Origin of the sequence: Streptomyces sp. MK37H (assembly GCF_018035285.1) — a bacterium.
GTDB lineage: Bacteria > Actinomycetota > Actinomycetes > Streptomycetales > Streptomycetaceae > Streptomyces > Streptomyces endocoffeicus.
Genome location: NZ_JAAAYH010000014.1, coordinates 28,443 through 54,245, shown reverse-complemented (window position 1 = coordinate 54,245; position 25,803 = coordinate 28,443). Strand labels below are relative to the sequence as shown.

Below are 25,803 nucleotides of genomic sequence, written 5' to 3'. Positions count from 1 at the left end.
CTCTCCGCCAAGGCCACCGAGGAGGCGACGGTCGACGCCTGCCGCGAGGACTACGCCACCGGTGCCGAGGCCCGAGCCGAACTCGACAGCGCCTCGAAGGCGAAGGCCGCCCGCCGCGGCCTCGCTCGCGGCGCCACGACCCTGACCATCGCCGCCGCGCTCGCCGCCCTGGCCCTCACCGGCTGCTCCACCGACAGCGGCAACACCGCGAAGCGCATCGTGGAGTCCGCCGAACCGAGCGCGACCGGCGACGGCGCCGACCCCAGCACCCCGGACGTCCCGACCGGCGAGCCCGACGACAGCCCCGACGACGGCATGATCGCCCTCGCCCTCGACGACACCGCGTCATACGAGGACGGCGTCAACATCTCCCTGGGCGGCTTCAAGCGAGGCACCTCCGGCCCGTACGCGGCGCCCGAGAACACGCCCTTCATCCGCTTCTCGATCACCTTCGAGAACAAGGGCGACAAGGCCGCCGACCTGTCCGGTGTCTACCTCACCTGCCAGCGCGAGAGCAGCCCCAGTGAGGAGATCTTCGACAGCGAGCACGGCCTGGACGGCATCCCGGCGACGCGCCTCCTCCCGGGCCGCACGAACACCGTCCCGGTCGCATGCTCGCTGCCCGCCGACGAGGACTACCTCCAGGTCGAGATCGCGCCCGGCCTGGCCGACGTCGCGGTCTTCTCCGGCCACGTGAAGGCCGCCAACTGATGCGGGCCTTCTGCCTCATCGCGATCGTCGCGCAGGTCGTGATTCTCGCCGTGGCCATCACCCTCCAGGTCACGCGCTGACCCCACAGACCGGCCGGGCCCCGCAAATCCCCCAGCGGGGCCCGGCCCCTTCTCCGCTCCAGGAGCACACAGTGAAGACGCGCACCGTCTGGCGCACCCGCGAAGTCCCCCACACCGAGGCTGGAGAGACCCGCCTCATCACCGAGGACTACCCCGTCGAGATCCCCGTGCCGCCCCCGGACTGGGACCACATCGTCCTCAACGCCGTCACCGCCATCGCCATCGGCCTCACTGCGGTCTCCGTCGCCTGGTCCACCGTCTCCGGTGGCGCTCTCCTCGACCGCGCCGCCCCGGCCGCCGCGGCCTACCCCGCCGCCCTCGTCTATGACGCTGCGTGGATCACCTGCATGGCGCTGGAGTGGCTTGCCCGCTACGACCCCGACCGGGCCCGCGCACCCCGGATCGCCGGGTATGTAGCCCTGGCCATCGCCATGGGCGCGATCGCCACCCACGGCTGCCTCGACGCGGGCAAGGCCGTCGGTGTGGCGGGTGCCGCCATCTCCGCGATCGCCAAGGGTCTGTGGCAGCTGGTGCTGAACCACACCGCACAGCCTCTCCCGGCCCGTACGCAAAAGTGGTTGAACGTCCGTCGCGGGGAGCTCGGCGCCCAGCTGGCGCTCGCAGCGCAGCAGCGGCAGCTGACCCGCATGCAGGAGCGGCACGCCGCGATGCTTGCCGCGTACGGGATGGCCAGTCCGGACACGGATCCGGACACGGACACCAGTCCGGCCCCCGATCCGGACACTGTCCGCCCCCTCCGGCCGAGCGTTCGCGAGGCTGTACGCACCGCCTACGCCAGCGGCATTGAAGATCCGGCGAAGGTGCTGGCCTACGTACACAAGGTGGCCGATCCGGATGCGCGTCCGGACACGGTGGACCGGTATCTCCGCGGTATCCGCCGGAGCGCCTGATGTCCGCCGCCGCACCCGTGTTCGTCGGCTTGGCCATGACCGCCGCCCTCACCGTCGCCATCTGGCCCCGCCGCGCGCCCACCGCCGGCGCCCGGGCCGTGCTCACTGCCCTCGTCGGCGCCAGCCTCGCCGTCACCCTCGCCGCGATCGCCGCGCCCTACTTCCACTGAGGCCCTCATGCCCTGGCTCTACACCGCCATCGCCGCCACCGCGCTGATCGCCGCAGCGGCCACCCGGGACGAGCGCCGCCGCGCCTGGCTCCTCGGCCTCGCGCTCGGCCTGATGCTCGCCCTCCTCGCCATGATCCGGAGGCGGAAGTGAGCGACGACCCGATCATCCCGGCCCGCGTCTACCCCGCCGGGACCCCGCTCCCGCCCGCCGCAGGCGCGCCGCCGCAGCCCCCGCTCGGGCCCGACTTCATCCCGCCCTGGCGCGCCGCGCCGCCTCCTCCGCCCGCCAAGGTCCCGCCTCCGGCTGCGATCGAGGTCCACCACGTCCACACCCACATCGTCGTCGCGCCCGAGCCGGAGCTCGAGGGCCCTTCCATCTGGGAGCGCCTCGCCGACTGGATCCGGCCCCGGCAGACCATCATCGGCCTCGCCGCCGCCGTGGTCCCTTACCCCGCCTACGGCCACAGCCTGGCCACCGCATGGGCCGCCACCCTCTCCGACGCACGCGACACCGGCTCCATCGGCGCCGCCTACGCCCTCGCCGGAGTCGCCCTGACCATTGCTCTCCTCATCAACCGCCGCCGCCACACCTGGTGGGCCCGTGCCCTCCTCGCCACCGCCGTTATCGGCGGCACCGGCGCCCTCGGCTGGTACGACCCCATCACCCTGCTCACCGGAGTCCGACCGTGACCAGCAACCGCCTCTCCCTCGCCGGGGCCGCCATCAGCCTCGCCGTGCTGTACTTCAACCTGCGCCCCTGGTGGCGCGGAGGGCGCAACCTGAAAGACCTCGTACCCTTTGCCCAATCGGCGCTGCTCGGCGCCTTCTCCACCATCTGCGCCGGCGGCCTCCTCGGCTGGCTCGCCGGATGCTCCGTCCAGAGCGCCAACACCGCCGGGTACAAGGCCATCCCCGGCACCACCGGCACCCAGGACACCGGCCTGTCCCGCGGCACCTTCGACCGGCTCACCCCGGAGGGCGGTGTCGTCGTCTTCCTGCTGACCATGGTCGTTGCTGCCGCGTGGAAAGCCGCGGGCAAGCAGAACCGGCGCCGCATGGCCGGCGGGGCGTTCGTCGGCGCGACGCTGTGCATGACCGCAGGCGTAGCCGGGATGCTCGGTGGCCTCCCCAGCGCCGCCAACCACCTGGGAGACGGGCTCAAGGCCGCACTGGAAGGGCAGGGCGTCCTGTGACCGCCCTCCGCCGTGCAGCCAACCGCATCCGCACCGGGTCGGCGATCGTCGCCCAGCGCCGCGCCAAGTGGGCTGCAGCCTGGTGCCGCAAGAGCTACCGGGACGATCTGACCGGCTGGAAGGCGGCCCTCGGCCCCATCGTCCGCGCCGTGGTCCTCGCCGGTGCGGGGGTCGTGGTGTGCCTCGTCGTCCGCGCCCGCCCGTGGCTCATGTGGGTGCTCACCGCGGGGTGGCTCATCGCCGCCTGGCGCGCCTCCCGCCCGGCCTCCAGCGAGGACGTCGAGGACGCCTCCGATGACGAGCCCGAGCAGGCCCCCCTGGTCCCCGGCCTGGAGGCCGTCCGGCAGCTCCTCGCCGACCTCATCGGCGACCGCCCCGGGGTGCACCTCTCGGCGGTCCTCGCCCACCTCCAGGAGCACGGCCAGGGGGAGGGCTGGGAGGTGGCCGAACTGCGCTCCCGTCTGGAGGCCCAGGGGGTGCCGGTCAGGAGGTCGGTGAAGGTGGCCGGCCGGGTGGCGTACGGGGTCCACCGTGACGACCTCCCGGCCCCTTCCCCAGGCGAGGCCGCCGACCGGGCCGCGTGACCGTCTACCCCCTGGTCTACCTGCACGTCTACCGCTCATCTACCGCCGTCTACCCGGCGATCTACCGCCCCGTCTACCCACCGAGAGGACACGAGATGACCAAGGAAGAGGCCGTTCGCGAGGCCGCGCGCGAGGTGCTGGAACACGGCGGCCCCGAGTGCCTCACCGACCCGCGCCAGGTCATGCGGGCCGTCGGCCGCGCGCTCGACGCGGGCGCCTCCAACGAGGACATCAAGGCCGAGATGCGCCGCCAGCGCAGCGCCTGACCCATCAGCTCCCGGGGCGGCCGCCATGCCGCCAAGCCGTCGACCGCCCCGGGTTCCCCATCCCGAACGAGACGAGGAGCCCCATCGTGGCACCCCTACGCAAGGACATGCCCATCCGCGACCCGAAGCGCGCCGAGGCCGAGCCGCAGCACTCTCGGCGGTACTCGCCCAGCACCGGCGGGTGGACCGAGCCCGTCCAGCCCAAGCGCGACAAAAAGCCGTGAGGCCGCATACAACCCATCGGCCCGCCCGACAGTCACACATCAGCCACCCCGCATCCACATCACCTCAAGAGGATCTCTACATGTCGAACACAACTCCGGAGACCGCACAGCGCAGCTGGTTCGCCCGGCACAAGCTCCTCACCGCCATCGGCGCGCTGATCGTCTTCATCGTCGTCATCAGCGTGGCGACCGGGGGTGGCAAGGACGACAGCGACTCCGGCAAGTCCGACACCGCGGCCGCCGCGCCGGAAGAGCCGAAGACCGAGAAGAAGACCGACGCTCAGCCAGCTGAGGACAAGCCGGCAGACAAGCCCCAGGCGCAGCAGTTCAAGGACTTCGTCACCAAGAACGGCACCCCCACCGAGAAGACTGCCGTCCAGCACGTGACCAAGGTTCAGGGAGCCGACGAGCAGAACGACGTGCTCGACTCGGCCGAGGTGTGGACGGACTACGCCGGCGGCATGATGGGTCCGCACGCGTCCGACGGCAAGCTGCTCGCCTCCGCGTTCGCGGACTGGAGGGACTCCAAGAACGGGCTCGTAACGGTCTACGACGCCAAGGGCGAGATCCTGGCCAACGGCAACTTCTGACGGCCTGCCACCCTGGAGGCTCACGCCGGGTAGTGCCCGGCACCGAGGCCCTGCCGCGTCCCCCGTCGCGGCGGGGCCTCATCTATTCCGGCTGCCCTTGAAGGTGTTCTTCGAGCTTCCCGTCTTGATCAAGATGCCAACGAACACCCACGTCATCCGTGAAGTAGACATGCGGACGGTTATTGTCCACGAACGCTTCGGTCCCGCTCTGGGACTCAAAGGTGACGGTGCGCCGGGGGCCGATCAGGTGGACGCGAGGTGGGCGCCGGCCAGCGTCGGGGAGGCGCGCAGCCTCCTGCTCGGTAGCTGACACCGCGACGTAGGCAGTTCCAAAGCGCATGTGTATGTCGTGGATTGGGCTATCGCTCCCGTTGTCCACGTGCACCCGCCAGTGGTCATACCCAACCCGTCCGCCGCCGCCATCGTCGCGGCCTCCATCGGTCTGTGGCCTCATCCTGATCTGTCGTGCCTGCGCAGTTCTGCGGTCCTCGGCTGCGGCACTAAGCTCGGCCCGCTCCAGAGCCATCGTTGCCGACTGCTCGGCAATGAACTCCCGCTGCTCCTGAATCTGCTTCTGCTGACTCCGCAGCGTCCCCCGCGCGTAGTATGCGGCCGCAGCTGCGAATGCCCCAGCGACCCATGTAGGGGCGTCACCCCAGTCGATCCCACCCATGCGCGCCAGCCTATGGCCGAGCCGCTGTCGGATCCTCGCCGTACGCTGGACGAGTCCCTACCCGAACTGCGTGGGCTGCGCAGCACTCGGACCTACCGCCCCGTCGATCACCGGCGGGGCGGCGGCACTTCACCCACGGAGGCAACGTGAAGCTCTGGCCCCGTCGGCGCCCGGCGTCCGCCCCCGAGCGCCCGCGCGCGAATCCCACCCACATCGCCGTCCTCGAACACGATCTGCTCGGTATCAAGCCCGAGCCCGGGAGCCCGGCCGCGCTCGCCATCGCCCTCCGGAAGACCGGCAGCTGCTTCGAGCACGACCCGATCGACACCAGCACGATGGCCGACCCACACCCGACCGGGCAGTGCGCGCGCTGCGGGCGGCTGATGCTCCAGGACGACGAAGGCCGCTGGCAGGTCGCACTACAACCGTAGTTGCGCGGGCAGCGGATCATGCCGCACACTGGCCCCACGTCCGGCGTGCCTGGACACAACAGACTCTCGGCCCCCGCTCACTCCAGCGGGGCCGTCTAGCGTCACAGACCAATCACGGGCAACACAACTCCCTCACACTTAGGTCGGACATCGGGCACCATCACCCCCATGCCACGACACATCGCCATCGCCGCCATAGCCGCCGCCTGCCTCCTCGCCCTCACCGCCTGCGACAGCGGCGACGACAAGGCCGACAACAGCAAGCCCAGCGCCACCCCGTCCGTCGACAAGAGCAAGATCGAGAAGGACTTGGGTATCCCACCCGAGCCGACCGGCGCCAAGCGGACCGCACTGATCGCCGCGCTCAAGGCCATCGACCCGCAGATCATCGCCGACGAGGACAAGGCCATCACCAACGCCCGGAACCAGTGCCAGGCGCTCCACAACGGCGGCCAGAGACCGGACTACTTCGCGGCCCAGCGCTTCGGCAACGACCAGCACCCGGTCAGCGAAGCGAACGGCAAGCTCATCAACGCCGCGCTCCGCAAGACCCTCTGCCCCTGAACCACCCCCGGCCCGGCCGCCCGCACCGTTGCGGCGCCGGGCCGACGCATGCCCGGAGGTGACCATGGCCCGGCCCACACCACGCCCGGTCACCGACGAGACCCGCGAAGACGTCCGCCGCCTGCACGCGGAAGGCTGCTCCCGCAACGAGATCGCCCGCCGCCTCCAGCGATCCGGACGCACCATCAGCGTCATCGCCGCCGAACTCAGCCTGTCCTTCGACCGCACCGGGACCGAAGAGGCCACGCGGGCGCGCATGGCTGACCTCGCCGAACGCCGCGCGATCCTCGCCGAAGCCCTCCAAGACGACGCCGAGCGCCTCACGGAACAGATGTGGCAGCCCGCCAAGATCTACAACTTCGGCGGCAAGGACAACGACTACAACGAACGCGACGTCCCCGAGCCGCCGGCCGACGCCAAGCGGGCACTCATGTCCACCGCAGCCCAGGCGATCGACCGGAGCCTGAAGTTGGTGCCGCCCGAGACCGACCAGCAGGGCTTGGCCGCTGTGGACGCCTGGCTGAGAGGAATGATGGGCGACTGATCAGGGGGTGACCGCGGTGATCGCTCCCCTCGTTGGCAAGCAGCGCGAGGCCGTACGCCTGGCGACCGCCCGCGGCAACCTCTGGGAAGGCGCTGTCCGCTCCTCCAAGACGGTCTCCAGCATCATGGTGTGGCTGCGGTACATCCGCACCGGCCCGGCCGGCGCGCTGCTGATGGTCGGGAAGACCGAGCGGACGCTGAAGCGCAACGTGATCGACCCGATCATCGAGATGGTTGGCGTGAAGCGCTGCAACTACAAGGCAGGCGCGGGCGAGGTCGTCATCTTCGGCCGCACGGTCTACGTCGCCGGGGCCAACGACGAGCGGGCAGCGGACAAGATCAAGGGCCTGACGCTGGCCGGGGCGTACTGCGACGAGGTGACGACCTACCCCGAGACGTTCTTCCAGATGCTCGGCACCCGGCTGAGCGTGGAGGGGGCGCAGTGGTTCGGCACCACCAACCCCGAGGGCCCGAACCACTGGCTCAAGCGAAAGTACCTGGACCGGGCGAAGTTGCACCTCGACCGCGAGGGCAACGTCATCACCTCGTCCGACTCGGCCGCGATCGACGTCCACCGCTTCTCGTTCTCCCTGGACGACAACCCGTACCTGCCGCCGGCCTACGTCGCAGCGCTGAAAGTCGAGTACCAGGGCCTGTTCTACCGCCGGTTCGTGCTCGGCGAGTGGTGCCTAGCCGAGGGTGTCGTCTACGACATGTTCGACGAGGCCCGGCACGTCGTCGACATCCTCCCGGAGATCCGCCACTGGATGGCTGTGGGCATCGACTACGGCACGATCAACCCGTTCGCCGGACTGCTGCTCGGCGTGGGCGCGGACGATCGGCTGTACGTGGCCAGCGAGTACCGGCATGACTCGCGGGTCGCGCGGCGGCAGCTGACGGACGCGGAGTACAGCCGCGGCGTGCGGGACTGGCTCGGCTCGTACCGGCATCGCGACGCCCAAGGGGTGGCCCCGCAGTGGGTGTTCGTGGACCCGTCCGCGGCCTCGTTCATGACGCAGTTGTGGTCCGACGGGCTACCGGGTGTGGCGAAGGCGAACAACGACGTCAAGGACGGCATCCGCTCGGTGGGCGTGGCGCTCGGTTCGGGGCTGCTGTCCATCCATCGCTCGTGCGCCGGCCTCCTCCAGGAGCTGCCCGCGTACGCGTGGGACGACAAAGCGGCGAAGAAGGGCGAGGACAAGCCGTTGAAGGTGGATGACCACAGCGTGGACGCGCTGCGGTATGGGCTGCACAGCGCGGCGCACGAGTGGCGGGGCCTGGTCCGCCCGGACTTGGAGGTGGCTGCCTGATGGCCGTGGACATTCAGCTGCCGGTACACGTCCGGGTCGGTGAAACGGAGGCGTGCTGGGGCAGCGTCACGGTGCCGGTAATCGATGGCGCGCTCGATGAGGCCACTCTCCGCCGGGAGATGGCCGGGTTCCTGCGCGCGGCGGCCGACCAGTTGGAGAACCCGGGCAACGTCGAGGAGGTGGCCGATGCCGCTCCCTTATAAGGGCGCCCCGTGGCCGCCGATCAACCCCGCGATCTGGTCCGACCTCGAGGACTGGTCGGCCTGGTACTCCGCGAACCCCGACCGGCTCGCCTACCGGTACCTCAACCGGCACCGCGACGGCGGACGCTTCGGCCAGCCCCAGAACAGGCCCAGCCAGTACCGCGGCGGCCTGGTCGGCACGATCGCCCGCTGGTTCTGGGGCGAGCCCACCCCGCTCGGCGAGAAGCGCGCCAACCTGCACATGCCGCTCGCCCGCGACCTCGCCCGCACCTCATCGGACCTGCTGTTCTCCGAGCCGCCCACGCTGAAAGCCGAGGCCAAGGACACCCAGCAGCGCCTCGAAGAAGTGATGGACCTCGGGCTGAAGAAGACCCTCATCGCAAGCGGCGAGGTCAGTGCGGCGCTCGGCAGCGTGTACCTGCGGCTGGTGTGGGACGACCAGATCAGTGACCGGCCGTGGATCAGCGCTGTCCACGCCGACGGCGCGGCCCCCGAGTTCGCCTACGACCGGTTGCGCGCGGTCACCTTCTGGACCGTGCTCGCCGTGGATGGACAGAAGGTCGTCCGGCACCTGGAGCGCCACGAACAGGGCTGGATCCTGCACGGCGTGTACGAGGGCACGGAGGACAACCTCGGCAGGCCGATCGACCTGGGCGCGTTCGCAGAGACCCGGAACCTCGTCCCGGCCCGGCAGTTGGACATCGGCAAGCGGCTCACGGTCTCGCACGTCCCGAACACCGTGATCGCCCCTGACTGGCGTGACATCCCCGGCGGCGCATGCCTGGGCACGTCGGACTACCAGGGCGCCGAGACGTTCCTCAGCAGCATCGACGAGACCTACACCTCGTGGATGCGGGACATCCGGCTCGCCAAATCCCGCATCCTGGTCCCCTCCGGCTACCTCACCAGCAACGGCCCCGGCCTGGGCGCAGCGTGGGAAGACCGCGAGGTCATGGTGGAGATGAACATCCCGCCCACCTCCGACCACCAGATCACGCTGAACCAGTTCGCGATCCGGCACGAGGAGCACCGGGCCACGATCGAGGAACTGGTGGGCAAGGTCATCCGCAACGCCGGATATTCCGGCAACACCTTCGGCGACGACTCCAGCGGAACCGCGGTCACCGCCACGGAGATCAAGGCCCGCACCGCGCGCAGCATGAGCACACGCGCGCGGAAGGCCGAACTGTTCGAGGTGGGTATCGCGGACATCATCGAGGCGCAGCTGGCCCTCGAAGCGTCCGGCCTCTTCCCCGGCGTCCGCGGTGTGGAGGTCGAGCGGCCGGAGGTGCGGTTCCAGGACTCGGTACAGGACGACATCAAGACGTTGGCCGAGACGGCTGAGCTGCTGCGCCGGGCTGAGGCGGCCTCGACCGAGACGCTCGTCGCTCTGGTGCACCCGGACTGGGACGAGCGGGACCAGAAGGCCGAGACGGACCGCATCCTGGCGCAGTCCGGGCGCGCTACAGAAGACCCCACCCGCTTCGGAGCGGACCGGCCCGACTTCGGGGACCAGACCGACGACGGCCCGGGAGACCAGGGCGCCGACGGGGACGGATCCGGCGGCTAGTAGCGGAGGTGCCCGATGCCGGTCAGCCCTGGCATGGCTGAGGACTTGGCGGCCGCGGTGTCCAGCCTCTACGAGCAGGCGGAACTCACGCTGATCGAGAAGCTCCGGCATGCGATCGCCGAGGGGATCGACTCTCCGCTGTGGGTGGAGCTGAAGCTGGCCGCGCTAGGGAACTTCCGCACGGCGATCGAGGCGGTCATCGCGGCGCTCCAGGTGGATGCGTCTGGGGCGATCCGCCAGGCGGTCGCGGAGGCGTACGAGCGCGGGCAGCAGGCCGCGGTTGCGGAGTTGGGTGCGGTGTCGGTGGGGCAGGCGGTAGTCGCGGCGGAGGCGCTGCCGTCTGCCCCGGCGGTCGACCGGCTCGCCGCGGCGCTGGTGCGCGAGACCGCGCCGGTGCATCTGCGGATTCTGCGGGTCGCGGTGGACGTCTACCGGCAAGTGGTAGCTGAGGCGTCGGCGGCTCCGCTGTTGGGCGCGAACACGCGCAGGCAGGCGGCCGCCCGCGCGCTCGCGAAGTTCGCCGAGCGGGGCGTGACCGGCTTCGTGGACCGGCGCGGCCACGCCTGGAACATGGCCTCGTACGTGGAGATGGCGACCCGCTCGGCGGTGGGCCGGGCCGCGGTGCAGGCGCACACGGACCGGCTGGCGGCGGCCGGCGTCAGCCTCGTGGTGGTGTCGGACGCCCCGGAGGAGTGCCCGCGGTGCAAGCCATGGGAGGGGAAGGTGCTGACCCGGGAGGGGCCCGGAGGCACCCGCACGGTGGAGATGCGGCACGCCACCAAGGACGACCGGACTATCCGGGTACGGGTCGCTGGGTCCCTACCGGAGGCCCGTGCGGCCGGCCTGCTGCATCCGAACTGCCGACACAGCATCTCGGCCTACCTGCCCGGCCTGACGAAAGGCCCGGGGCCCAAGGAGCAGCGGTCGCGGGCGACGTACGAGCAATCGCAGCAGCAGCGGTATCTGGAGCGGCAGGTGCGGGCGTGGAAGCGCCGTGCGGCCGGGGAACTGGACGATGGCGCGCGCAGCGCCGCCAACGCGAAGGTGCGCGCATACCAGGGCAGGATTCGTGAGCTCGTTGCCGAGTCCGGCCTGCCCCGTAAGTCGCATCGGGAGCAGACCGAAACGGCCCGGTGACCTACTACCGGGTTTGGGGCCTCGACGAATACCTCACGGATGGTCCGTCGGAGCGGTGTTCGCTCGGTGCGCTCTTGTCGATGATTACGAAAGCCTCTGCCATCGCCTTTGCTGCCTCTCCGTTGCCTGCCTCGGCGGCGCTGATGACCCCTTTCAGTAGGGCGGTTCGGGCCTCGTCTGCGAGCTGCGGCTCGCTGCTCTTTTCTGTCATGAGCCGACGGTAAGGGCGTTCGCCGGATTCATTGCCCCGGGTGCCCGTCACCGCAGGTCAGAGACATACAGACTTCCGCTCGTCAGGTGCGAGCGGGACCACCGATCCGCCAGGTGCGGGTCACTCCTGAAGGCCCGCCAGGCGCGGGCCGTCATACACCCTCGGTCCGCCAGGCGCGGCCCGAACCTCTGACGCCCGCCAGGCGCGGGCGCGTTCATGCCCTGGAGGGCACACGATGCGGAAGACGACTCTGCCCCGGCTCCAGGCCGCGGGCTCCGGCTGGGCGCACCCCTACGGCCACGGCCCTTTCTCCCCGTTCCTGTACGCGGACGGAGGGGGCGGCGACGGCTCCGACTCCGGCAGCAGCAACGGCGGTGACGGCGGCGGCTCGGTTGATGGCAGCGGTACCGACGGCGGGGGCGACTCCGGCAGCAGCGACGGTGGCCAAGGCGCCAGCGACAGCGGCGCGGGCAAGAGCGACGGCCAGGGGAAGGACGGCAAGGGCGATGACCTCACGACCCAGGTGAAGCGGCTGGAGAAGGAACTCGCCGACGCACGCCGCGAAGCCGGGAAGTCCCGCAACGACGCCAAGAAGCAGGCAGCGGACGACGCGGTCAAGTCGCTGACCGAGAAGCTCGGCAAGGCCCTGGGGCTAGTGAAGGACGATACCCCGCCTGACCCGGCCAAGCTCGCCGAGGCCATCGCGCAGAAGGACACCGCGATCGCCGAGCGGGACTCGACGATCCGCACGAAGGACGTCGAGCTGAGTGTGTGGGCCCGCGCCGACAAGCTCAATGCGAAGGCCGGGGCGCTCCTCGACAGCCGCTCGTTCCTCAAGGCCATCGCCGACCTCGACCCGGGGGCGAAGGGCTTCACATCCTCCCTCGACCAGGCGATCAAGGATGCGGTCAAGGACAACCCCTCTTTCGCCGCCGCCCAGCCCGCCGGGAAGTCCGGCGGCGACCTCTCCGGCGGCACCGGCGAAGGCACCACCAAGAAGCGCTCCACCTCCCTGACCGGGGCGGTCGGCGCTCACTACCAGACCTGAACCAGGAGTAACCCATGCCCGTGACGCTCGCGCAGGCACAGATCAACACCCAGGCCGACGTGAACTACGCCGTCATCGACAACCTCCGCCGCTACAGCTGGCTCTTCGACCAGATCGTCTTCGACGACACGGTCACTCCCGGCACCGGCGGGGCCACGCTGACCTACGGCTACACCCGTCTCACGGCGGCCCGTGGTGCCCAGTTCCGCGAGTTCAACAGCGAGTACACCACCGCGCAGGCGTCGCGGCAGCGCTACACCGTCGACCTCAAGCCGCTCGGCGGCGCGTTCTCCGTGGACCGCGTGCTGGCCAACCTCGGCGCGGCGCAGACCAACGAGATCACCTTCCAGATGCAGCAGCTCCTCACCGGAGTCCGCACCCGTTTCCAGGACGAGCTGATCAACGGAGACACCGCCGTCGACTCCACCGGCTTCGACGGCCTCGACAAGTCCCTCACCGGCACCTCAACCGAGTACCTGCCGCTCAACGAGGGCGTCACCACCGGCTACCTCGACTGGACTCGCGGCACGATCGACACCCAGGCCGAGGCCATGAGCCAGCTGGACATCATCGACGACTTCCTGTCACGGATCGTCCCGTCCCACACCGGCGGCGGAGACCAGGGCACCCCCGGCGCTCTCCCGCCCGGGATGAAGGCCATCCTCGGCAACACCAAGAGCATCACCCGCATGCGCGCCCTGGCTCGCTGGGCCGGGATCTACACGCAGATGAAGGACGACCTCGGCCGCCAGATCGAGATGTACGGGCCGTGGACCCTGGTCGACCTCGGCGACAACGCGACCGGCACCGCGCCGATCATCCCGACCGAGACCCGTGACGCCGACGGCGCGGGCGGCGGCGGCAACATCACCAACCTCACCGACCTGTACGCGGCATCCTTCGGCCTCGACGCGCTGCACGGCGCTTCCCCGGCCGGGCAGCCGCTCGTGCAGACGTGGATGCCGGACTTCACCCAGCCCGGCGCGGTCAAGTCCGGCGAGATCGAGATGGGCCCGGTCGCCATGGTGCTCCGCAACACCAAGGCATGCGGCGTCCTGCGGAACGTGAAGGTGGCCTGACCATGAACCAGTTCACCGTGACCACCCCGACGAAGCAATTCACCGGCGAAAGCGCAGGCGTCGTCTTCAAGGACGGCGTCGGCCACGTGGACGACAGCACGAAGGAAGGCCGGGCGGCGATCGAGTACTTCCGCCGCCGCGGCTACGTCCTCACCCGCGAGGACGCCGAGGAGACCACGGGGGACGGCCCGCAGGAGCCGAACGGATCGAGCGGAGACGACGAGCTGTTCGACCCCGGCGAGCACTCCGCCGACGCCGTCCTCGCCTACCTCGACACGACCACCGATGAGGACGAGATCGCGCGCGTCCTCGAAGCCGAGAAGAACGGCAAGCAGCGCAAGACGATCCTCGCCCGCGGCGAGCAGCAGCAGGAGGCACAGAAGTGACCGTCCACGGCGCATACCGCGGGATCCCCCGCGACGACCTCGGATACCTCAACTCCGCCGGCCGCCCCAACGTCTTCCACCGGGCCAACCTCCCCAGGGTCGGGTTGGACGACGTGGCCGCGCTCGCCACTGGCGTGATGACGTCGGCCGACCTGTGGCTGAACGAGGGCGACCTCGTCACCAACCTCACCTTCATCTCCGGCGGCACAGCGGCTGCTACACCGACCGCATGGTGGTTCGCGCTGTACGACACCACCGGTGTGCTGATGGCGCAGACCGCGGACCAGACGTCCACGGCGTGGGCGGCCGACACCGTGAAGACGGTGGCGCTGGCGACGGCGCAGCGGATCACGAAGTCGGGCCTGTACAAGGCGGCGATCAACGTGACCGCGGGTACGGTTCCCACCCTCGTTGGCACGGTCGGCGCAAAGCCCGTGCTCACCGGTGAGGGCAACCTGTGCCAGACATCCGGCAGCTCCCTGACCACCACGGCCCCGGCGACCATCGCGACCCCGGTCTTCAAGCGGCAGGTCCCGCTGGCCATCGCGAGCTGAACGGAGGCAAGGCATGGGATTGTCGAGCAGCATCTCCGTATCGGCCTCCGCCGAACTGACCAGCACCCTGGACCTGGGAACGGCGTCGGCGCCGCTGAGCCTGCGACGAGCCGTCTCCCTGGCCTCTGGCACCGGGGCGGGCAAGGCGGACAAGGTGTTCTCCGACCGGCGCACGCTGGCCGCGTCCGCGAGCGAGGATCTCGACCTGGCGGGCGTGCTTCTGGACGCCTTCGGGGGCTCGATCACCTTCGCCCGCATCAAGGGTCTGGTCATCAGCGCGTTGGCGGCGAACACGAACAACGTCATCGTCGGCGGCGCGAGCAGTAACGGCTTCGTGTCGTGGGTCGGCGGCGCCACGCACACCGTGACCGTACGGCCCGGCGCCACTCTGGCGCTCATGGCTGGGGGTACCGACGCCACCGGCTATGCGGTCACGGCCGGGACCGCCGACCTGCTGCACATCGCCAACAGCGGCGCCGGCACGTCGGTCACGTACGACGTCGTCCTCATCGGCGCGAGCGCATAAGGGGGATGCCCGGTGGCCAGGATCTACGCCACAGCGGCCGACTTCCAGGACTACACCGGGCAGGCCCCGCCCGCCGACGTCGACCAGCTGCTCACCCGCGCGACGGCGATGCTGGAGGCCCAGGTGCTCCGGTTCTGCTGGTACGACGTCGACAGCGATGGCATGCCCACCAACCCGCTGGTGCTGGAGGCGATCCGGCGGGCGGTGTGCGCTCAAGTGCAGTGGTGGGGCGAGGTGGGCGACAGCATCGGCGCGGCCGGCGTCGGCTGGGGCTCGGTGGCGATCGGCTCGGTGAACCTCGGCCGCTCGGTCACCTCGGTGTCCGGCGCGGATTCGGCGGCGCGGCAGATCGCCCCGCAGGTGGCCGACGAGCTCCAGTCGCCGGACCTGACCCCGGACGTCTTCCGGCTCGGGGCGGTGTGCAGCTGGTGAGCGCGATCCCGGGCTGGCTGCTACGGCACCGCATCACGGTGGAGGCCTACGAGGGCAGCGGCGCGTACGGCGATGTCTACGGCGAGCCGGTCACGGTGCGGTGCTTCCTCGACGAGCAGACCCGCCTCGTGCGGGCGGCGGACGGGGCGGACACTACGAGCAGCAGCACCGCGTACTGCCCGCTCGCCACGGTGGCGCCGTCCGGGTCGCGGGTCACGCTGCCGGACGGTCGGCGCACGGTCGTCATCAATGCGCTCCGGCGAGACGGCGGCGGCCTGGCGACCCCGGATCACCTTGAAGTCCAGATGGAGTAGGAGGCCCCGCGATGCCCCGTGCACGCCTGACCTTCAACGGCCCGCAGGTCACCGCCGCCGTGCGTGAGGCTGCGGGCCGCGGTCTGTTCCTCGGCGCCGAGCTGGTGCTGAGCGTGTCCAACGAGCGGGTGCCGCTGGACGAGGCGGCCCTACAGCGCTCCGGTACCGCGTCGGTGGACGAGGGCGAACTGCTCGCGGCGGTCAGCTACGACACGCCCTACGCGGCGAGGCAACACGAAGAAATGACGTGGCGGCACGCGCCGGGTCGACGGCCGAAGTACCTCGAATCCGCGCTCAACGACTCGGCCGGTGACGTGCTCGACGTCGTCGCCGCGCAGATCCGGCGGGCCCTATGAGCTGGACCACCGATCTCCTCGGCGGGCTCGCTCGCTTCATCTCCGACACGGGCATCGGGGTCTACCGGGACTCCGGCGTCTACACCGCGGACGAGGTCGGCATCACGATCACGGCGGTGCCGGACACCCCGGAACAGATCATCGCCATCACCCCGTACCCGGTGGACGACACCAGCGGCACCACCGACGTGGTCACGGGGGTGCAGTTCCGGTTCCGGGCCGGGGCCGACCCCCGTGCGGTCATCGCCCGCGAGGACGCCGTGTACGAGCTGCTCCACGAGCGCGAGCACACCGAGATCGGCGGCATCCACGTCGAGATCATGTGGCGCCAGTCCGGCGGCTGGATCGGCAAGGACTCCCGGGATCGGCAGGAGATGACCGCCAACTACTACCTGCGCGCCACCCGGCTCGCACCGAACCTGATCGAGACATGAGGAGGATGCGATGAGCACCCCCACCCCTGTGACTGCCCTCGCCCGCCGGTGGCGGCTCGAAGCCAACATGGGCACTGAGACGACGCCGGACTGGCAGCTGTGCCCGGCCGTGACAGAGTTCCAGTGGGAAGCGCCTCCCAACTTGGAGGACAGCGGGACGTACGACGATGACGGCTGGGACGGCAACACCAAGACCGGCCAGGGCTGGAGCGTCACCGTCACGTTCAACCGCAAGACGTCTGCCGACTCCACGGTCTACAACCCGGTCCACGAGAAGATCCGAGCTACGGCGTTCGGCTGGGGCGTCGACAGCGAGATCCCCATCCGGTGGATGGACCGCAACGGGCTGCCCGAGGCATACGAGGGCTCGGCGTTGGCCGAGTGGGCCCCGTCCGGCGGCAACAAGAACGACCTCGACCAGGTCGAGGTCACCTTCACCGGCAACGGCCCGCTGGCGCAGATCACCAACCCCCTGGCGGCCTGATGGGCGCCAGGTTCGAGGCTCTCGACGAGCTGTTCGACGACACCCTCACGCTGCCCATCGGGGACAGGGAGTACGTCATCCCCTCCCCGTCAGCCGAGGACGGCCTACGGGTGCAGCGAATCACCACGCTCGCCGCCCGGCTCCAGTCCGGCGGCGAGGCAGTCGACACCACCCTCCTCGACGACGAGGAGGAGATCGACCTGTTCCAGCTGTGCCTCGGCCCGGTCTATGACGAACTCCTCGCCGAGGTCGACTGGGTGCAGCTACGGCACGCCGGGCTCACGGCGATGTTCTGGATCGTCAGCGGTGTGGAAACCGCTGAGAAGTACTGGAGGTCGAAGGGAGACCCTTCTCTCCTGGCCCCGAATCGGGAGACTCGCCGCGCCCAGAAGAAGAGTGGATCGGGTACGGCGAGCAAGACCCGGTCACGGGGCTCTACGAGTGGTACGAGCGGCCGCAGGGCTACCGCGAGCGGCCGCAAGGGCGGGAAGACCTGACGTGGGGGCTGCTGCTGGAGCAGTGGCCCCTCATCGAGGCTGACCTGCACGAGGTCTACGGCATTGACACCGGCGCGCCCGGCATCCTCCGCGAGCGGTCCTGGCGGTGGCTGCGCATCCGCGTCCTCGGCCTCCTCTCCGCCGATAGCCGCCTGGCCCGGCACTTCGCACCCCCCGACGACAAGATCCCTAAGGGAGGGCGTAAATGGGCCTCACCATCGGCGAGCTGACCGGGTACGTCAGCCTCGACGTCCGTGATGTCGACCGTGGTGTCAGCCGGACTGGGCAGGCCATGACCCGGCTCCGAGGCCAGATGACTGCAGACGGCGACCGCGCCGGGCAGGCCGCCGGACAGGCCATCGGCGACGGCATCACCCGCGGCGCCGACGGCCGACTCCGGGATGCTCGCGGCCGGTTCGCTACCGCTGGCCGCCAGGCTGGGAACATCTTCGGCGACGGCCTGGCCGATGGCACACGGGACGGCGCGGACGACGCAGAGCAAGAGGCCACCGGCATGATGGGCCGCCTCAAGCTCGCCGCGGTCGGCGCCGGTGCCGCGATCGGCGGGGCGCTGGTAGAGGGCTTCGGGCAGCTCATGGAGCAGAGCCAGATCACCGGCCGCCTCGGCGCCCAGCTCGGGGCGACACCGGCTGTGGCGCAGCGGTACGGGCAGATCGCCGGGCAGATGTACGCGGACGCGGTCACCGAGGACTTTCAGGGCGCGGCGGACGCGATCAGTGCGGTCATGAGGGCGGGTATCGCGCCGCCGGACGCGACGAACGCGCAGATCAAGAGCATCGCCACCAACGTGTCTGATCTGGCGAGCACCTTCGAGCTGGACTTGGGGCAGACCGCGAACGCCGTGGGCCAGATGATCAAAACGGGCCTGGCCAAAGACGGCACTGAGGCGGTCGACGCGCTCACCGTTGGGCTCCAGAAGATGGGCCCGCGGGCCGACGACATCGCCGATACGTTCAACGAGTACTCCACGATCTTCCGGCAGATGGGGATCTCGGCGACCGACGCCACCGGGCTGCTCTCCCAGGGCATGAAGGCGGGCGCGAGGGACACGGACGTGGTCGCGGACTCGCTGAAGGAGTTCGTGCTGATCACACAGGGCGGCGGGAAGGACGTGGACGCCGCGTTCAAGAAGATCGGTCTGTCCGGCAAGGACATGCAGGCCGCGTTCACCAAGGGTGGGCCCGCAGCCAAGCGGGCGCTCGATCAGGTCTTCGATGGGATGCGGAAGGTCAAGAGCCCAACCGACCGCGCCCAGATCGCCCTTGCCCTCTTCGGCACGAAAGCGGAAGACACCCAGAAAGCCCTCTTCGCTCTCGACCCGTCGAAGGCTGCGGACTCGCTCGGCAAGGTCGGCGGCGCAGCCGACCGCATGGGCAACAGCCTCCGAGACAACGCCGGAGTGAAGGTCGAGCAGTTCAAGCGCAGGGCGATGCAGGGCCTGGTGACTTTCCTCGGAGGGACGGTCATCCCTGCCCTCACGAAGATGTTCGGCTACATCCGCGATCACTCGGGCACGTTCAGGGTGGTCGGGGCGGTCATCACCGGCGTGCTGATCCCCGCTCTGGTCCTGATGGGCGTGGCGGCCACGGTGCGCTCGGCCCAGGTTGTGGCGGGGTGGGTTCGCTCTGGTGCTGCGGCTGTCGCGTCCGCTGGCCGGCATGCGCTGGCAGCTGGGCGTGTGGTGGCCGCTTGGGTTCGCATGGCGGGGGCGGCGGTGTTGCAGGGTGCCCGGATTGCTGCGGCGGCGGTCGCGTCGGCGGCGCGTACGGCGGCCGTGTGGGCGGCGAGCGCGGCGCGGATGACGGCGACGTGGCTGGTGTCGATGCTGCGCGTCGCCGCCACGACGGTCGCGCAGTTCGCTCTGATGGCCGCCCGGGCGATCGTGTGGGCTGCGACGATGGCGGCTCAGTGGCTGGTCGCGATGGGGCCGATCGGCTGGATCATCCTGACCGTGACCGCGCTGGTGGCGCTGATCATCGCGAAATGGGACACCGTCAAGGCGGCCACGCTCGCGGCCTGGACCGCGATCAAGGGGTGGATCGGCACGGCGGTGGACGGCATCCTCGCCGCGGTCAACTGGCTCGCCCAGATCCCCGGCAAGATCGCGCGCTGGTTCGGGCAGGCGAAAGACGCGGCCGTGGCCAAGTTCAACGCCGCGCTGTCATGGCTGAAGGGCTTCCCCGGCCGGGTGGTCGGGGCTATCTCGTCGCTCGGCGGCCGGTTGTGGAGCACTGTGTCGGCTGCGGGGGGCCGGATGGTGTCGGCGATCCGCAGCAAGATCGCCGACGCGATCAACTGGGTGCGCGGTCTGCCCGGCCGGGCGAAGGCCGCGCTGGGCAACCTGGGCGGCAAACTGTGGGACTCCGGTGTGGCGCTGATCAAGGGCTTCATCGGCGGCATCAAGGCCATGGCGGGCAAGGTCGCTGACGCCGTCGGCGGCGTGCTGAGCAAGGCGAGGAATTTGCTCCCGTTCTCCCCGGCGAAGGAGGGCCCGTTCTCGGGCCGCGGCTACACCACCTACTCGGGCCGGGCGCTGATCGGCGGCTTCGCGCAGGGCATTACCCAGCAGCAAGGCGCCGTCACCGCGGCCATGGCCCGGGTGGCGCAGGCCGGGCAGGACGCCCTCACCGGCTCGGCGCCGGAGCTGACGGTGGGGCAGGGCGGCACGGCCGCTCTCACTGCTCCGCGCGCGGGCGCGCCCGGCGCGCAGACGGGCGGGGCCGCCGCCCAGCAGCAGACCCCGGTCGTGCGTGTGGTCGTGGACGCTTCCGGTGGGGGCGACGATCTGACCCGCTGGCTTCGCAAGACGGTCCGTGTCCAGGGGCGCGGCAACGTGCAGGTTGCATTCGGAGGTTCCTGATGGCGTTCCCTGACCTTCGGGTGGAGATCCAGGCGGGCGGTGTCTGGACCGACGTCACGGCCGACACGTTCACCCGGCGACAGCAGGTCACCATCACGCGCGGACGCGCGGACGAGGCAGTGCGTACGGACCCGGCGCGCTGCCAGCTGGGCCTGAACAACAAGGACGGCCGCTACTCGCCCCGAAACCCCATGTCGCCCTACTACGGGCTGATCGGCCGCAACACCCCACTCCGGGTAAGCGTGGCGGGGTCCACGCCGCGGCTGGTCCTCGACGGCTCCGTTTCGGGGACGGTGAACACACCGGATGCCGCGCCGCTGGACATCGTCGGGGATATCGATCTGCGGGCAGAGGTCGAGATCGACTGGACGGCGGGCGATCTCAACCAGACGCTGATCGGCAAATGGGACGGGGGATCGGCCCAGCGCTCATACGCCCTGCGCGTCTTTGACCAGCAGCTCCAACTCAGCTGGTCCCCGGACGGGGTCGCGAGTCTGGTGGCCGCCGTTCCCGTGCCCACTCTCCCCGACCGCGCCTGCGTCCGGGCCACGCTGGACGCGGACAACGGGGCCGGGGGCAGGACGGTCACGTTCTTCTGGGCCGCCTCTATGGCGGGGCCGTGGACGCAGATCGGTGACCCCGTCATCCAGGCCGGGACGACGAGCATCTTCGCGAGCACCGTGCCGCTGCGAATCGGCAGCCCGGACCCCAGCACCACCCCGCCGCGCGTCCCCTTCACCGGCAGCGGCTACCGGTTCGAGGTCCGCTCCGGCATCGACGGCACGGTGGTGGCGGCCCCGGATTGCACCACGCTGACGCCCGGGACGACCTCGTTCACCGATGCCGTGGGCCACACCTGGACGCTCCAGGGCACTGCCGAGATCTCCGACCGGCTCATCCGGTTCGTGGGCGAGGTGAGCAGCTGGCCGTCCCGCTGGGGCGTGGCCGGGCAAGACGTGTGGGTCCCGCTGGAAGCCTCCGGCATCCTGCGCCGCCTCGGCCAGGGCGTGAAAGCACTGGATTCCACCCTGCGCCGCCGCATCCCGACCGATCCCAATCTGCTGGCCTACTGGCCGATGGAGGAAGACCGGGACGCCACCCGGGCCTACAGCCCCCTGCCGGGCGTGGTGCCCATGGCCGTCACCGGTGTGGAGTTCGCCGCAGACGACACGCTGCCCGGTTCCTCCCCACTCCCCAAAATCGGCACCACCAGCACGCTCAGCGGCCGCGTGCCGCAGGGTCCGGACGGGGTCTGGCACGTCGAGTACGTGTACTACCTCTCCGGCTACCCGACGACACCCACCACCCTCCTCGAACTGCGCACCACCGGCTCCTACACGAGGATTCAGCTTGAGATTCGGCCGGACAACCTCCGCGTGTACGGCATCAGCGTCTCCGGCGACAGCTCTTCCACCACCCAGATCTTCACGATCGGCCCGACGACCGACTTCACCCAAAGCTGGAATCGGCTCCAGATGCGGGCACAGACGACCGGCGGATCAACCACGTTCACCTGCCAATGGGTCACTATCGGTGGAGGTGGGTTCTTCGTTTCGACCACCCTGCCCGTCACCGCCGGGCACGTCACCGCCGTCTCCTCCGCCCCGGGCACAGGACTGGACCAGCTCTCCCTGTCCATGGGTCACCTGTCCGTCCTGGGCGCCCTCACCACCTCCGTCTACGACTTCGCCGACCACGGTTTCACGAACGAGACGGCAGGAGCCCGCACCCTCCGCCTCACACAAGAGGAGGGAGTGCCGGTCACTCTCGCCGGTGCCGGGGAGGACACCCTCGGCATGGGGCCCCAGCGCCCGGATACCCTGCTCGATCTGCTCGGCCAGGCGGCCGACACTGACGGGGGGATCCTCGGCGAGCAGCGTGATCGGCTCGCGTTGCGGTATCGGGTGCGGAACAGCCTCTACAACCAGCCGCCGACCTTGGAGCTGGACTACCAGGGGCCTGGCTTGGCGCCGCCGCTGGACCCCCAGGACGATGACGCGGGCGTGCGCAACGACATCACGGTGTCGCGGATCGGCGGTTCCAGCGCTCGCGCGGTCCTCGAGGAGGGCCCGCTGTCCACTGCGTCCCCGCCCGCTGGTGTGGGCGTGTACGACGAGTCCGTGAGCCTGTCCCTGGCCGACGACGATCAGGCCGAGCCCATTGCCAACTGGCGGCTGTGGTTGGGGACGCAGGATGAGATCCGGTATCCGAGCGTGCATGTCGACATGGCCAAAGCCACTCCGGAAATGCGTGAGGCGGCCGCGGCCGTGGTGGAGGGGGACCGCATCACGGTCGCCAACCCCCCTCCGTGGCTCCCCCCAGAGATGATCGACCTGTTGGCGCAGGGCTACACCGAGGTCTTCCTGCCGAACAAGTGGGACATCGTCTTCAACTGCACGCCGGGGCGCCCGTGGCTTGTGGCGCGCACCGACGCCCCCCAGTTCGGCCGCGTGGCCACCGACGGCACCGAGCTGGCCGCTGCGGTGGACGCTGACGACACCACGCTGTCGCTGGCGGTCGACGGCACGCTGTGGACGACCAACCCCGCCGATTGCCCCCTGGACGTCCGCATCGGAGGGGAGATCATGACCGTCGCCCGGATCACGGGCGCCGTCGCCGACCGGTTCGACCGCACCATCACCGGCGGCTGGGGCACCACGGACACCGGCGAGACCTGGACCCTGACGGGCGGCAGTATCTCCGACTACAGCGTCCAGGGGGCATGACGTGCCGGACCTCTACTCCTCGTACACCGATCTCGCCGCCCACGAGGTGGAAGGCGTGTCGTACGAGCGACGCAGCGTGCCGGTGGCCAGCGCGACATGGTGCAGCATCGCCATCCATGGCGGCGGCATCGAGGCCGGATCGGGCGAGATGGCCCGCTACGTCGCCGCGGGCAAGATGGCCCACTACGAGTTCGCTGGCATCAAGGCCACGGGGAATTTTGATCTGCACGTCACCTCGACGAACTTCGACGAGCCGATCTGCCAGGGCATCGTCTTCAACGCCCGGAGATGCCTCTCATTCCACGGCTACACCGGCGCGGCCGGCGTGCCGGAGACCTCATTGGGCGGGCTCGACACCGACACCGCGGCCCGGATCGGTGACGCGCTCACCCGGGCCGGGTTCAGGGTGGTCACTGCCGCGCAGGAGATCAACGGGAACGACCTGGACAACATCGCCAACAAGACGCTCCTCGGCGCTGGGGTGCAGCTGGAGATGTCCAACGCGCTGCGGGCCTCGTTCTTCCCGGGCGGCGATCTCAGCCGAACGATGCGCGACTCCGGACAGCGCACGCCCACCTTCTACGCCTACGCCAACGCGGTCCTGTCCGCCTACAACAACCAGGGCATGGTCTCCCAGGGCAGCATCAACGTCAGCCGGTGGACCACCATCCCGTGGGCATCGCCGGACCTGGACATCGTCGCCGCCATGGGCACCGACAAACTCGCGGTCGGCGGCCCCCACTTCCTGCACCTCGCTGGCCGGGTACAGGACACCAACAATTGCTATCTGGCCCGGATCGCGTGCAACACCGACCAGACCCTCACCCTTACCCTGCGGAAACGGGTGTCGGGTACGGAATCCCTGCTCGCGACGGCCTCCAACACCGTCGGCCTGGTCCACGCCGCTGGCCGCATGTTCTGGGTCCGGTTCCAGATCACCGGCAGCACTCTGCGGGCGAGGATCTGGCAGGACGGCACGGCAGAGCCACCGGACTGGGCGGTCACCACCACCGACACCAGCCTCACAGCGGCCGGGGCGATCGGCACCCGCTCGATCCTGTCGTCTGCGAATACCAACACCCTGCCGGTCGTCGCGTCCTACGACGGGTTCCAGCAGCTCACCCCACAGCGGATGACCGTCACCCGTTCCGTGAACGGCATCGTCAAGACCCATGGGCCCGGCGCGCCGGTGCAGTTGGCCCAACCCGCCATCGTCGCCCTGTAAGGAGGCCCTATGACCTGGCAGCCAGGCCAGATCATCGACGCCGACGGCCTGAACAACCCCACTCCGACCACCATCACCACCGGTGTCACCGCTGCCAGCGGCTGGGTGGTCACGCTCCAGACGCTGGACATCGTCAGCGGCGTACGGATCGCCAACGTCGTCGTGCAACGCAGCGGCGCCGACATCACCAACCCCGGCGGCACCAGCGGCAATATCACGCCGGACCTTGAGCTCTGCACCGTGGCCGACGACTGGCGGCCACGGGACTCCGTCTACGTGAGCTGTTCGACCGGTATTGGTGACGGCTCGATGCGCATCCAACCCGACGGGTCGTGCCAGTGGCTGACGTGGATTCCAGGGGCTTCGGTCACCTCGGGGTCGAGCATGCGCTGGACCTGGACATTCGCCAGATGAGGAGGCTGATGTGGCACTGACGTATGTCGAGGTCCGGGACCACGTCTTGGGCCCCAACGAGCAGCCGGCGCGCGGCCACACGGTCTATCTGCCGTCCGGGCCGATTCGCAATGGCACGACGGCGCAGGCCGTGAAGCCCGTCGTCGGTGTCTACGACGACACCGGCCACTGCACCGTACGGCTGGCCGCTGGGGATGATGCGGGTACGGAGCCGGAGGGGCTGACGTATTCGGCGGTGCGCATGGTCCGTGCGGACGACGGAACGTGGCTTCCGCCGGAGACGGCGTTCTCCATCGAGGTGCTCGCCTCGGATGCGGCCGACGGCATCGACCTGCCCGAGCGGGCGACTGTCGATGTGCTCCCCACGCTGATCCAGTACGCGCTGACCGTGGCCGGGGTCGAGCCAGACCCGGCGACGGGCGATGTGCCGCTGACCGCTGCGAACGTCGGGGCGGACCCGGCCGGGACGGCGAGCGCCGCGGTGAGCGCGCACGTTGCGGCCACGGACCCGCACGGTGACCGGCTGGACGCCGCCGGGCGGTACGTGCCGTTGACGGACCCCAGGCTGGGGGACGCGCGCACTCCTACCGCCCACAAGAGCAGCCACGCGATCGGTGGGTCGGACGTCCTCGCCCCGGCGGACATCGGCGCCCTCACGCAGGCCCTGGCGGACCTGCGGTACCTGCTCCTGACCGGCGGGACCATGACGGGCTCCGTCACCAACAACGTCGCCACCGCGACCACCCCGGCCTTCGGCGGCGGCGTCAGCGGCGACGCGTTCGACCGGTGGCGCATCCTCGCGAGCGGCACCCTCGAGGCTGGACCGGGGAACGTTAGCCGGGATGTCAACTGGCGTCGGAGCGCTGCGAACGAGTGGACCACCGATGATGCCGTGATCGTGTCGCTGATGTTCCGGCACCTCGGCACCACGCTCGGTTTCTACGGCGCCACTGCCGCCAGCAAGCCCACGGTCACCGGGTCCAGAGGTGGCAATGCCGCTCTGGCGTCCCTGCTCACCGCGCTCTCCACCCTCGGCCTGGTGACCGACAGCACCACGGCCTGACCCGCCCGCACCA

34 protein-coding genes are annotated in these 25,803 nt (G+C 70.1%); 33 read left to right on the top strand and 1 reads right to left on the bottom strand.

What is annotated here, in order from left to right:
- The 10 genes from GWI24_RS04070 to GWI24_RS04025 form a co-directional block, all read left to right on the top strand.
- Positions 1-711: hypothetical protein (locus tag GWI24_RS04070; protein WP_210944517.1), on the top strand; the 711-nt coding region annotated here is incomplete at its 5' end.
- Positions 712-862: 151 nt separating this feature from the next.
- Entirely contained in the window at positions 863-1,702 is an 840-nt protein-coding gene (locus tag GWI24_RS04065; protein ID WP_210944516.1) for a protein transporter Sec31, read from the top strand.
- Positions 1,702-1,872: a hypothetical protein gene (locus GWI24_RS04060; RefSeq protein ID WP_210944515.1), complete on the top strand. Its 171-nt coding sequence runs from the start codon at positions 1,702-1,704 to the stop codon at positions 1,870-1,872. The genes GWI24_RS04065 and GWI24_RS04060 overlap by 1 nt, the downstream gene beginning before the upstream one ends.
- Before the next feature lie 7 nt (positions 1,873-1,879).
- Positions 1,880-2,023 (top strand): hypothetical protein, encoded by a 144-nt coding sequence (locus GWI24_RS04055; protein ID WP_210944514.1) that lies wholly within the window; start codon positions 1,880-1,882, stop codon positions 2,021-2,023.
- A complete protein-coding gene (locus GWI24_RS04050) occupies positions 2,020-2,562 on the top strand; it encodes a hypothetical protein (protein WP_210944513.1) in 543 nt (180 codons plus the stop codon). The genes GWI24_RS04055 and GWI24_RS04050 overlap by 4 nt, the downstream gene beginning before the upstream one ends.
- Positions 2,559-3,065 carry a hypothetical protein gene (locus GWI24_RS04045; RefSeq protein WP_210944512.1) on the top strand — a complete coding sequence of 169 codons (507 nt, stop codon included), beginning with the start codon at positions 2,559-2,561 and terminating at the stop codon, positions 3,063-3,065. The genes GWI24_RS04050 and GWI24_RS04045 overlap by 4 nt, the downstream gene beginning before the upstream one ends.
- Positions 3,062-3,649: a hypothetical protein gene (locus GWI24_RS04040; protein WP_210944511.1), complete on the top strand. Its 588-nt coding sequence runs from the start codon at positions 3,062-3,064 to the stop codon at positions 3,647-3,649. Before GWI24_RS04045 ends, GWI24_RS04040 begins: the two co-directional genes overlap by 4 nt.
- Positions 3,646-3,915 carry a hypothetical protein gene (locus tag GWI24_RS04035; protein WP_210944510.1) on the top strand — a complete coding sequence of 90 codons (270 nt, stop codon included), beginning with the start codon at positions 3,646-3,648 and terminating at the stop codon, positions 3,913-3,915. Before GWI24_RS04040 ends, GWI24_RS04035 begins: the two co-directional genes overlap by 4 nt.
- 86 nt (positions 3,916-4,001) lie before the next feature.
- The gene (locus GWI24_RS04030) at positions 4,002-4,139 is read left to right on the top strand and encodes a hypothetical protein (RefSeq protein WP_210944509.1); all 138 of its coding nucleotides are present in this window, start codon (positions 4,002-4,004) and stop codon (positions 4,137-4,139) included.
- An 80-nt stretch (positions 4,140-4,219) separates the two neighbouring features.
- Positions 4,220-4,729 carry a hypothetical protein gene (locus tag GWI24_RS04025; protein ID WP_247615838.1) on the top strand — a complete coding sequence of 170 codons (510 nt, stop codon included), beginning with the start codon at positions 4,220-4,222 and terminating at the stop codon, positions 4,727-4,729.
- Positions 4,730-4,811: 82 nt separating this feature from the next.
- Here GWI24_RS04025 and GWI24_RS04020 read toward each other — a convergent pair whose 3' ends face one another.
- The gene (locus GWI24_RS04020) at positions 4,812-5,402 is read right to left on the bottom strand and encodes a hypothetical protein (RefSeq protein ID WP_210944508.1); all 591 of its coding nucleotides are present in this window, start codon (positions 5,400-5,402) and stop codon (positions 4,812-4,814) included.
- A 146-nt stretch (positions 5,403-5,548) separates the two neighbouring features.
- Between GWI24_RS04020 and GWI24_RS04015 the strand changes: the two genes are divergently transcribed.
- From GWI24_RS04015 to GWI24_RS03905, 23 genes are all read left to right on the top strand, one after another.
- Positions 5,549-5,833, top strand: coding sequence for a hypothetical protein (locus tag GWI24_RS04015; RefSeq protein WP_308343437.1), 285 nt, complete (start codon positions 5,549-5,551; stop codon positions 5,831-5,833).
- 168 nt (positions 5,834-6,001) lie between these two features.
- Positions 6,002-6,397: a hypothetical protein gene (locus GWI24_RS04010; RefSeq protein ID WP_210944507.1), complete on the top strand. Its 396-nt coding sequence runs from the start codon at positions 6,002-6,004 to the stop codon at positions 6,395-6,397.
- A gap of 64 nt (positions 6,398-6,461) precedes the next feature.
- Positions 6,462-6,941 (top strand): helix-turn-helix domain-containing protein, encoded by a 480-nt coding sequence (locus GWI24_RS04005; RefSeq protein ID WP_210944506.1) that lies wholly within the window; start codon positions 6,462-6,464, stop codon positions 6,939-6,941.
- Positions 6,942-6,957: 16 nt separating this feature from the next.
- The gene (locus GWI24_RS04000; protein WP_210944505.1) at positions 6,958-8,250 is read left to right on the top strand and encodes a PBSX family phage terminase large subunit; all 1,293 of its coding nucleotides are present in this window, start codon (positions 6,958-6,960) and stop codon (positions 8,248-8,250) included.
- Complete coding sequence (locus GWI24_RS03995) at positions 8,250-8,453, top strand: hypothetical protein (RefSeq protein ID WP_210944504.1); 204 nt, start codon at positions 8,250-8,252, stop codon at positions 8,451-8,453. The genes GWI24_RS04000 and GWI24_RS03995 overlap by 1 nt, the downstream gene beginning before the upstream one ends.
- Positions 8,437-10,023 (top strand): phage portal protein, encoded by a 1,587-nt coding sequence (locus GWI24_RS03990; RefSeq protein ID WP_210944503.1) that lies wholly within the window; start codon positions 8,437-8,439, stop codon positions 10,021-10,023. The genes GWI24_RS03995 and GWI24_RS03990 overlap by 17 nt, the downstream gene beginning before the upstream one ends.
- A gap of 33 nt (positions 10,024-10,056) precedes the next feature.
- The gene (locus tag GWI24_RS03985; RefSeq protein ID WP_247615837.1) at positions 10,057-11,160 is read left to right on the top strand and encodes a phage minor capsid protein; all 1,104 of its coding nucleotides are present in this window, start codon (positions 10,057-10,059) and stop codon (positions 11,158-11,160) included.
- A 446-nt stretch (positions 11,161-11,606) separates the two neighbouring features.
- Positions 11,607-12,419: a hypothetical protein gene (locus GWI24_RS03980; protein WP_210944501.1), complete on the top strand. Its 813-nt coding sequence runs from the start codon at positions 11,607-11,609 to the stop codon at positions 12,417-12,419.
- A gap of 14 nt (positions 12,420-12,433) precedes the next feature.
- Complete coding sequence (locus GWI24_RS03975; protein ID WP_210944500.1) at positions 12,434-13,498, top strand: major capsid protein; 1,065 nt, start codon at positions 12,434-12,436, stop codon at positions 13,496-13,498.
- A 2-nt stretch (positions 13,499-13,500) separates the two neighbouring features.
- Positions 13,501-13,884 carry a hypothetical protein gene (locus tag GWI24_RS03970; RefSeq protein WP_210944499.1) on the top strand — a complete coding sequence of 128 codons (384 nt, stop codon included), beginning with the start codon at positions 13,501-13,503 and terminating at the stop codon, positions 13,882-13,884.
- The gene (locus GWI24_RS03965; RefSeq protein ID WP_210944498.1) at positions 13,881-14,438 is read left to right on the top strand and encodes a hypothetical protein; all 558 of its coding nucleotides are present in this window, start codon (positions 13,881-13,883) and stop codon (positions 14,436-14,438) included. Before GWI24_RS03970 ends, GWI24_RS03965 begins: the two co-directional genes overlap by 4 nt.
- A 13-nt stretch (positions 14,439-14,451) precedes the next feature.
- Positions 14,452-14,964, top strand: a complete 513-nt coding sequence (locus tag GWI24_RS03960) for a hypothetical protein (RefSeq protein ID WP_210944497.1) — start codon at positions 14,452-14,454, stop codon at positions 14,962-14,964.
- 12 nt (positions 14,965-14,976) lie between these two features.
- On the top strand, positions 14,977-15,396 hold the full coding sequence (locus GWI24_RS03955) for a hypothetical protein (protein ID WP_247615836.1): 420 nt from the start codon (positions 14,977-14,979) through the stop codon (positions 15,394-15,396).
- Positions 15,393-15,710 carry a hypothetical protein gene (locus tag GWI24_RS03950; RefSeq protein WP_210944496.1) on the top strand — a complete coding sequence of 106 codons (318 nt, stop codon included), beginning with the start codon at positions 15,393-15,395 and terminating at the stop codon, positions 15,708-15,710. The genes GWI24_RS03955 and GWI24_RS03950 overlap by 4 nt, the downstream gene beginning before the upstream one ends.
- An 11-nt stretch (positions 15,711-15,721) precedes the next feature.
- The gene (locus tag GWI24_RS03945; protein WP_210944495.1) at positions 15,722-16,066 is read left to right on the top strand and encodes a hypothetical protein; all 345 of its coding nucleotides are present in this window, start codon (positions 15,722-15,724) and stop codon (positions 16,064-16,066) included.
- Positions 16,063-16,500: a minor capsid protein gene (locus GWI24_RS03940; RefSeq protein WP_210944494.1), complete on the top strand. Its 438-nt coding sequence runs from the start codon at positions 16,063-16,065 to the stop codon at positions 16,498-16,500. Before GWI24_RS03945 ends, GWI24_RS03940 begins: the two co-directional genes overlap by 4 nt.
- A 10-nt stretch (positions 16,501-16,510) precedes the next feature.
- Positions 16,511-16,984 (top strand): phage tail tube protein, encoded by a 474-nt coding sequence (locus GWI24_RS03935; protein ID WP_210944493.1) that lies wholly within the window; start codon positions 16,511-16,513, stop codon positions 16,982-16,984.
- Positions 16,984-17,481 (top strand): hypothetical protein, encoded by a 498-nt coding sequence (locus GWI24_RS03930; RefSeq protein ID WP_210944492.1) that lies wholly within the window; start codon positions 16,984-16,986, stop codon positions 17,479-17,481. Before GWI24_RS03935 ends, GWI24_RS03930 begins: the two co-directional genes overlap by 1 nt.
- Positions 17,482-17,686: 205 nt before the next feature.
- Complete coding sequence (locus GWI24_RS03925) at positions 17,687-20,362, top strand: phage tail tape measure protein (protein WP_210944491.1); 2,676 nt, start codon at positions 17,687-17,689, stop codon at positions 20,360-20,362.
- The gene (locus tag GWI24_RS03920; RefSeq protein ID WP_210944490.1) at positions 20,362-23,088 is read left to right on the top strand and encodes a hypothetical protein; all 2,727 of its coding nucleotides are present in this window, start codon (positions 20,362-20,364) and stop codon (positions 23,086-23,088) included. Before GWI24_RS03925 ends, GWI24_RS03920 begins: the two co-directional genes overlap by 1 nt.
- Before the next feature lies 1 nt (position 23,089).
- Positions 23,090-24,313, top strand: a complete 1,224-nt coding sequence (locus tag GWI24_RS03915) for a poly-gamma-glutamate hydrolase family protein (protein ID WP_210944489.1) — start codon at positions 23,090-23,092, stop codon at positions 24,311-24,313.
- A gap of 9 nt (positions 24,314-24,322) precedes the next feature.
- Positions 24,323-24,727, top strand: coding sequence for a hypothetical protein (locus GWI24_RS03910; protein ID WP_210944488.1), 405 nt, complete (start codon positions 24,323-24,325; stop codon positions 24,725-24,727).
- Between the two features lie 10 nt (positions 24,728-24,737).
- Entirely contained in the window at positions 24,738-25,790 is a 1,053-nt protein-coding gene (locus GWI24_RS03905) for a hypothetical protein (protein WP_210944487.1), read from the top strand.
- Positions 25,791-25,803 lie beyond the last annotated feature (13 nt).

Excerpts from the sequence above, each read along its gene's own strand:
- GWI24_RS04060 (WP_210944515.1), top strand. The coding sequence starts at position 1,702 with ATGTCCGCCGCCGCACCCGTGTTCGTCGGCTTGGCCATGACCGCCGCC.
- GWI24_RS04055 (WP_210944514.1), top strand. The coding sequence starts at position 1,880 with ATGCCCTGGCTCTACACCGCCATCGCCGCCACCGCGCTGATCGCCGCA.
- GWI24_RS04025 (WP_247615838.1), top strand. The coding sequence starts at position 4,220 with ATGTCGAACACAACTCCGGAGACCGCACAGCGCAGCTGGTTCGCCCGG.
- GWI24_RS04020 (WP_210944508.1), bottom strand. The coding sequence starts at position 5,402 with ATGGGTGGGATCGACTGGGGTGACGCCCCTACATGGGTCGCTGGGGCA.
- GWI24_RS04010 (WP_210944507.1), top strand. The coding sequence starts at position 6,002 with ATGCCACGACACATCGCCATCGCCGCCATAGCCGCCGCCTGCCTCCTC.
- GWI24_RS04005 (WP_210944506.1), top strand. The coding sequence starts at position 6,462 with ATGGCCCGGCCCACACCACGCCCGGTCACCGACGAGACCCGCGAAGAC.
- GWI24_RS03995 (WP_210944504.1), top strand. The coding sequence starts at position 8,250 with ATGGCCGTGGACATTCAGCTGCCGGTACACGTCCGGGTCGGTGAAACG.
- GWI24_RS03990 (WP_210944503.1), top strand. The coding sequence starts at position 8,437 with ATGCCGCTCCCTTATAAGGGCGCCCCGTGGCCGCCGATCAACCCCGCG.
- GWI24_RS03985 (WP_247615837.1), top strand. The coding sequence starts at position 10,057 with ATGGCTGAGGACTTGGCGGCCGCGGTGTCCAGCCTCTACGAGCAGGCG.
- GWI24_RS03980 (WP_210944501.1), top strand. The coding sequence starts at position 11,607 with ATGCGGAAGACGACTCTGCCCCGGCTCCAGGCCGCGGGCTCCGGCTGG.
- GWI24_RS03975 (WP_210944500.1), top strand. The coding sequence starts at position 12,434 with ATGCCCGTGACGCTCGCGCAGGCACAGATCAACACCCAGGCCGACGTG.
- GWI24_RS03970 (WP_210944499.1), top strand. The coding sequence starts at position 13,501 with ATGAACCAGTTCACCGTGACCACCCCGACGAAGCAATTCACCGGCGAA.
- GWI24_RS03960 (WP_210944497.1), top strand. The coding sequence starts at position 14,452 with ATGGGATTGTCGAGCAGCATCTCCGTATCGGCCTCCGCCGAACTGACC.
- GWI24_RS03945 (WP_210944495.1), top strand. The coding sequence starts at position 15,722 with ATGCCCCGTGCACGCCTGACCTTCAACGGCCCGCAGGTCACCGCCGCC.
- GWI24_RS03940 (WP_210944494.1), top strand. The coding sequence starts at position 16,063 with ATGAGCTGGACCACCGATCTCCTCGGCGGGCTCGCTCGCTTCATCTCC.
- GWI24_RS03935 (WP_210944493.1), top strand. The coding sequence starts at position 16,511 with ATGAGCACCCCCACCCCTGTGACTGCCCTCGCCCGCCGGTGGCGGCTC.
- GWI24_RS03930 (WP_210944492.1), top strand. The coding sequence starts at position 16,984 with ATGGGCGCCAGGTTCGAGGCTCTCGACGAGCTGTTCGACGACACCCTC.
- GWI24_RS03925 (WP_210944491.1), top strand. The coding sequence starts at position 17,687 with ATGGGCCTCACCATCGGCGAGCTGACCGGGTACGTCAGCCTCGACGTC.
- GWI24_RS03920 (WP_210944490.1), top strand. The coding sequence starts at position 20,362 with ATGGCGTTCCCTGACCTTCGGGTGGAGATCCAGGCGGGCGGTGTCTGG.
- GWI24_RS03910 (WP_210944488.1), top strand. The coding sequence starts at position 24,323 with ATGACCTGGCAGCCAGGCCAGATCATCGACGCCGACGGCCTGAACAAC.